This is a genomic window from Paenibacillus sp. E194 (genome assembly GCF_000935845.1).
In the GTDB taxonomy this organism is placed as follows: domain Bacteria; phylum Bacillota; class Bacilli; order Paenibacillales; family Paenibacillaceae; genus Paenibacillus_B; species Paenibacillus_B alvei_B.
In genome coordinates this window covers 1-6,259 of record NZ_JMDX01000297.1, presented here as the reverse complement: position 1 = coordinate 6,259, position 6,259 = coordinate 1, and the positions used below count along the sequence as shown (strand labels likewise).

The window sequence follows — 6,259 nt, the reverse complement described above, 5'->3', positions numbered from 1 at the left end:
CCCAGAATGCGAGTAATGTGATGTGGGATCGCCCTTCTGCTAAGCCCTGTCCTTCGTGTGGAAGCTTGATGATTGAGAAACGAAGCAAGCAAGGGACGAAGCTAATCTGCACAAGCTGTGATCATAATGAGCAGGTGCAAGAAGATTCAGATGATGAATAAGGAGCTACTGGCATACACATAAATGGATATGACCATGCTGTGGAATGTCAGGCTTCGCTGCTGTAATTCTCGTGCTATTTTCACAAGTTACAGTCTGAAAAACGATAATAAAGGTTAGCTCTGCATCGCGGCTGCTTATTCAAGGAGCCGCGATCAGTGCTTTTGCATACAACTGAGGGGGATATCAACAAATGAATCAGCCTAGAGTAACCGTCATTGGAGCTGGATTGGCGGGGAGCGAGGCAGCATGGCAAATTGCACAGCAAGGCGTGCCTGTCACACTATATGAAATGAGACCTGTCAAACAGACTCCAGCTCACCATAGCGGACGGTTTGCAGAACTGGTGTGCAGCAACTCGCTGCGAGCGAATGGATTGAGCAATGCAGTAGGTGTGTTGAAGGAAGAAATGCGCTACATGAACTCATTGATCATGAGCGCAGCCGATAAACATGCTGTACCAGCAGGTGGAGCATTGGCGGTTGACCGTGAAGGCTTCTCGGATGAGATTACGAACACGCTGAAGGAGCATCCGCTAGTTGAGGTGCGCAACGAGGAAGTTGCGGATATTCCTGAAGACGGTATTACTGTCATTGCAACAGGTCCCTTGACATCCGAATCGTTATCCGCACGTATTAAAGAATTGATGGGTGAGGAGTACTTCTACTTCTACGATGCGGCGGCGCCTATCATTGATAAAGATACAATCGATATGAACAAAGTATATTTGGCTTCTCGCTATGATAAGGGTGAAGCTGCATATTTGAATTGCCCAATGAATGAAGAAGAGTTCAATGCGTTCTACGAGGCGATTATTACAGCAGAGAAAGCTGAACTGAAGACATTCGAGAAGGAAGTTTACTTTGAGGGCTGCATGCCGATTGAGGTAATGATGAGCCGCGGCAAGCAGACAGCTCTGTTCGGGCCAATGAAGCCAGTAGGTTTAGTTGATCCGAATACAGGCAAGACGCCGTATGCTGTTATTCAGCTTCGTCAGGATAATGCAGCAGGTACACTGTACAATATGGTCGGCTTCCAGACTCACTTGAAATGGGGAGAACAGAAGCGGGTGTTCCGCATGATCCCTGGTTTGGAACAAGCCGAATTTGTACGTTATGGCGTTATGCACCGCAATACGTTCGTTAACTCACCGAAGCTGCTTGAGCCAACTTATCAATTCAAGGGCCGACCATCCTTGTTCTTTGCTGGTCAGATGACAGGGGTAGAAGGTTATGTGGAATCTGCAGCATCAGGATTGATTGCAGGACTGAATGCAGCACGGTATGCAGCGGGCAATTCATGTCTTGTATTGCCGCAGCAGACGACATTAGGAAGTATGGCGAATTACATTACAACTGCGGACTTTAAACATTTCCAACCTATGAATGCGAACTTTGGCTTGTTCCCGCCGCTGGAGACTCGTATTCGCAACAAAAAAGAAAAGAACGAAGCCATCGCACATCGTGCGCTTGATACGCTGCGTGCATTTCAGGAAGAGCATGGCATCCACATCAAATAATTGGTGAAGCGTAAGGAAGCAGCGGCCGTTTTGTGCATGTCTGGTTCCTTTGCGCGTTCATGAGGTAGGAGGCTTGGTAGAGTGGAATATTCATTTCATGCAACAACGATTTGTGCTGTAAGACATAATGGTGCAGCTGCGATTGCAGGCGACGGTCAGGTGACCTTCGGCAACAACATGGTGATGAAGCAGCACGCACGCAAGGTTCGACGCTTATATCGCGGTCAGGTAGTCGCTGGATTTGCAGGCTCGGTAGCAGATGCGATTACATTGTTCGAGAAGTTCGAAGGCAAGCTGGAGGAGCATCACGGCAATCTGCAGCGTGCAGCAGTCGAGCTTGCGAAGGACTGGCGTCAAGATCGTGTGCTTCGCAAATTAGAAGCATTGATGATTGTAATGGATGCGACCCATATGCTGCTCATTTCGGGCGGGGGAGAGATTATTGAGCCTGATGACGATGTCATCGCAATCGGATCTGGTGGATCATTTGCACTCGCTGCTGGACGCGCTTTGAAGCGACATTCTCCGAATATGACAGCCAAAGAAATGGCGGAAGCTTCACTTCAGATTGCAAGTGAAATCTGTGTATATACAAATGACAATATTGTGGTTGAACAAATTTAGTAGCCGAATGGCAGCCGGAGCGGAGGGATAGTAATGAATCAGCAAGCGTGGACACCGCGACAAATCGTTACTGAATTGGATAAGTATATTGTTGGTCAGAAGAATGCGAAGCGTGCCGTTGCGATTGCACTGCGCAACCGATATCGCCGTGGACTGCTTGATGAGAGCATCCAAGACGAGATCGTTCCAAAAAATATCTTAATGATCGGGCCTACGGGTGTGGGTAAGACGGAAATTGCCCGTCGCCTGGCTAAGCTTGTTCATGCGCCATTTGTTAAAGTGGAGGCGACGAAATTCACCGAAGTAGGTTATGTCGGTCGGGATGTCGAATCCATGGTTCGAGATCTGGTAGAAACATCGATTCGAATGGTGAAGCTAGAGCGTACAGAGAAGGTGAAGGACAAAGCAGAGGAAATGGCAAACGAGCGTATTGTCGAATTGCTAGTCCCTACACCTCAATCGAATAAGAATGGCCGTAACCCGTTTGAGATGTTGTTCGGTCAAAGCAACAACCAGGAACAGACATCTCCTGAGAAAGAGCCAGACCCAGGCATTCAAGAGAAACGCCGCAAAGTACGTTTCGAATTGTTGTCCGGACAGCTCGAGAACGATATGATTGAAATCGACGTGGAAGAGAATACACCGAGTATGCTTGATTTCCTGTCAGGCCAAGGTAATGAGCAGATGGGCATGAACATGCAGGAGATGTTCGGTAATCTGCTGCCTAAGCGCATGAAGAAGCGCAAGCTGACGATTAAGGAAGCACGCAAAGTTTTAACACAAGAAGAAGCGGGTAAATTAATTGATATGGATGATGTTACTCAGGAGTCCATTCGACGTGCGGAGCAATCCGGCATCATCTTCATCGATGAGATCGACAAGATTGCTTCCAGCGGACGGGGAGGTTCTGGCCCAGATGTATCTAGAGAAGGGGTACAGCGAGACATTCTGCCGATCGTGGAAGGCTCAACCATTATGACCAAGTACGGGCCTGTAAAGACAGACTATGTGTTGTTTATTTCAGCAGGTGCATTCCATATCGCCAAGCCATCTGATCTTATTCCCGAATTGCAGGGACGATTCCCGATTCGTGTCGAATTGAACAATCTGTCGCTGGATGACTTCGTGTCCATCTTGACGGAGCCGAAAAACGCATTGACGAAGCAATATGTCGAATTATTGAAGACAGAGAACATTGAAATACAATTTTCGGATGAAGCAATCCGGGAAATTGCCAATATTGCTGCAACGGTGAATCAGAACATGGAGAATATCGGGGCAAGACGCCTTCATACGATCATGGAGAAGCTGCTTGAAGACTTGTCTTTCGAGGCGCCAGAGCTGACATTGGAGACATTCCAGATTACACCGGAATATGTACGTGAAAAACTAGCAGATATCTCTCAGAACCGGGACTTGAGCCAGTATATATTGTAGTATAATCCGACAAAGTGTGACAATTGTTATTGAGATATAGACCGGTCAAAATGTTCGACAAACTATTTAGAAAAAGCCCTGACTTTCGGACGAAAGATAGGGCTTTTTTCTTATTGTGTTATAACCCAAAGTTTAAGATGATAGGTATGGCGTTAATTATCTTCTTCTGTCATAAAATTAACAAATTGAATGAATAATCGCGAATCATGCACATGCGTCCTTCGACTTATGCACAAAAACAAATATTTTGTCGAAAAAAGAAGGAGAAACGTCAAAGTAAATGGTATAGTAATATAGTCAAAATTTTAATCAACCAAAGGAGGGGTTATTGTGGATCTATTGAATGGCGTTCATATGTCGCGCCTGGAAGGTGCCATTCAAACTTCCGTAGCGAGGCAGAATGCGATTTCAAATAATATTGCGAATGTCGATACGCCATATTTTAAGCGTTCGGAAGTGCAATTTGAATCTCTCCTGAGAGATCAGATGGAGGGCGGGACACTGGTAGGTCGCCGAACGAATGAAAAGCACTTTTATATTGGGCCTTCTCAATCAACGCCGTACCATGCAGGTGATTCGCGACCAAGCTACTGTGATGGGCAATAATCGCAACAACGTCGATATGGATCGGGAAATGACGATGCAGGCGGAGAACCAGTTGCGCTACAACACCTTTATACAGCAGCTTAACCATCATATTAATATGATGCGAACATCAATGGATGTTAGGAGGTAATCGATAGTTATGAAGATTAGCAACAGTTTTCAAATTAGCTCGTCAGGTTTAACCGCTCAAAGATTGCGCATGGATGTCATCTCCTCCAATATCGCGAATGCGGAGACGACGCGCGCACAGTATGTGAACGGGAAGTTCGTACCTTACACTCGCAAGGTTGTCGTCATGTCACCGACAGAGCCGACTTTTCAACAATCCTTTGAAGCTGCGATGAAGGGTGAGCCGACATCAAGAGGGGTTAAGGTATCCCAAATTAAAGCGGATAATTCGGCCTTCAAGATCGCATACAATCCGACACATCCGGATGCAGATGAGAATGGTTATGTAACGATGCCTAACGTCGACATAGCGAAGGAAATGGTCGATATGATCTCAGCAACTCGATCATATGAGGCGAATGTGACAGCACTCAATGCCTCCAAATCGATGGTTATGAAGGCACTCGAAATCGGCAAGGGGTAATTTCGCTATTTTTCGACAAAAAATCTGCCGACTCATTCGGATAAGGAGGGATAAGAGTGATTCAGAATACAATGCTCCCAATACATATGGCTCAGCCGGCCACGTCTTCTACGGCCGCAGCAGGGCTGAAGCAGAATTCACCAGCAGAAGTGACAAAGTCTTTCGGCACTTTCTTTGCAGATGCACTCCAGCAACTTGAAGGACAAGAGCAGCAAGTCCAGACGATGAATGACAAGTTTATACTGGGTGAAGTTGATGTCGATCAACTTATGGTCGCCTCAGAGCGTGCGCTACTCGGCATGCAGCTGACTACTCAAGTGCGCAATAAGGTCGTTGAAGCGTATCAGGATATTATGCGCATGCAGTTATAACAGCGTGATGTCTTACATAGTTTGGGTGGGGTGACGTGAAGTGAATGAAAAAGTGACCCAGTATCGTGAACAAGCGTCTCGATATTGGAATCAATTCAGCAAGAAACAAAAGGCATTGCTGTTGTCGACAATTGGCCTTGTACTCGTAGCTGCTGTTATCATGACGTATTTATTTTCGAAAACCGAGTATGAACTCGCATTTCGCGACTTGAACGCAAATGATGCGGCTGGAATCATTGAGTATCTAAATTCGAACAACATTCCGTATCAATTAAGTTCCAATGGAAGCCAAATATCCGTCCCGAGCACCTCAGCTGCAAAAGTTAAGGTGGATGTTGGTGCGCAAGGGATTGTGAAGAATGGCTCGATCGGCTTCGAATCATTCGGCGCTGACGGGTTAATGAGCGGAATGACCGACAATGTATTTGACGTGCGATATAAGAACGCATTGAACGGAGAAGTCGAACGGTTACTGCGCCAAATGCAAGGCGTTCAGGATGCAAAAGTAATCGTCAATTTGCCTAAAGAGACGGTATTTGCTACACCGGATCAAGAACAAGCATCGGCATCCATCGTGCTTAGTTTTAAAGGCGGCTATCAGCCGAACCAGGCAGAAGTAGATGGATATTTCAATTTGGTGAAGACAGCTGTGCCGCATTTGCCGATTGAAAATATTACGATTTCTAGCAATGAGAGTATGTTCTTCGCTTCGGGTTCAGTCGGCGGTAATGGCAAAAACGCGCTCGGTGAAGTCGATGAGCAACTTAAAATTCAACGTAAGTATGAAAACGATATTCGCATGACCGTTCAGCAGTTCCTTAATGGCCAATTTCCGGCTGACAAGGTTCACATCCTTGTCTCTGCCAAATTGAATTTCGACAAAATCCACAAGAAAGAAGATCTTGTCGAGCCTGTAAATAAGGAAGAGATGAAAGGGATTGAAATCAGCGT

6 protein-coding genes and 1 pseudogene are annotated in these 6,259 nt (G+C 46.2%); all 7 read left to right on the top strand.

The window, feature by feature from the left end:
• Nucleotides 1–352: 352 nt before the first annotated feature.
• Nucleotides 353–1,678, top strand: coding sequence for an FADH(2)-oxidizing methylenetetrahydrofolate--tRNA-(uracil(54)-C(5))-methyltransferase TrmFO (trmFO, locus tag AZ66_RS25610; RefSeq protein WP_021262471.1), 1,326 nt, complete (start codon nucleotides 353–355; stop codon nucleotides 1,676–1,678).
• 81 nt (nucleotides 1,679–1,759) lie between these two features.
• Nucleotides 1,760–2,302 (top strand): ATP-dependent protease subunit HslV, encoded by a 543-nt coding sequence (hslV, locus tag AZ66_RS25605; protein WP_021256561.1) that lies wholly within the window; start codon nucleotides 1,760–1,762, stop codon nucleotides 2,300–2,302.
• 33 nt (nucleotides 2,303–2,335) lie between these two features.
• Complete coding sequence (gene hslU / locus AZ66_RS25600) at nucleotides 2,336–3,739, top strand: ATP-dependent protease ATPase subunit HslU (protein ID WP_021262470.1); 1,404 nt, start codon at nucleotides 2,336–2,338, stop codon at nucleotides 3,737–3,739.
• A 330-nt stretch (nucleotides 3,740–4,069) separates the two neighbouring features.
• A pseudogene (gene flgB / locus AZ66_RS25595) lies at nucleotides 4,070–4,475 on the top strand (flagellar basal body rod protein FlgB).
• A 9-nt stretch (nucleotides 4,476–4,484) separates the two neighbouring features.
• Nucleotides 4,485–4,937, top strand: a complete 453-nt coding sequence (flgC, locus tag AZ66_RS25590) for a flagellar basal body rod protein FlgC (RefSeq protein WP_021256558.1) — start codon at nucleotides 4,485–4,487, stop codon at nucleotides 4,935–4,937.
• A 56-nt stretch (nucleotides 4,938–4,993) separates the two neighbouring features.
• Nucleotides 4,994–5,308 (top strand): flagellar hook-basal body complex protein FliE, encoded by a 315-nt coding sequence (fliE, locus tag AZ66_RS25585; protein WP_052648867.1) that lies wholly within the window; start codon nucleotides 4,994–4,996, stop codon nucleotides 5,306–5,308.
• A gap of 40 nt (nucleotides 5,309–5,348) precedes the next feature.
• A partial coding sequence (gene fliF / locus AZ66_RS25580) for a flagellar basal-body MS-ring/collar protein FliF (protein WP_044357453.1) occupies nucleotides 5,349–6,259 on the top strand: 911 nt, incomplete at its 3' end.

Coding starts and splice junctions, on each gene's coding strand:
- trmFO (WP_021262471.1), top strand. CDS start 353: ATGAATCAGCCTAGAGTAACCGTCATTGGAGCTGGATTGGCGGGGAGC.
- hslU (WP_021262470.1), top strand. CDS start 2,336: ATGAATCAGCAAGCGTGGACACCGCGACAAATCGTTACTGAATTGGAT.
- flgC (WP_021256558.1), top strand. CDS start 4,485: ATGAAGATTAGCAACAGTTTTCAAATTAGCTCGTCAGGTTTAACCGCT.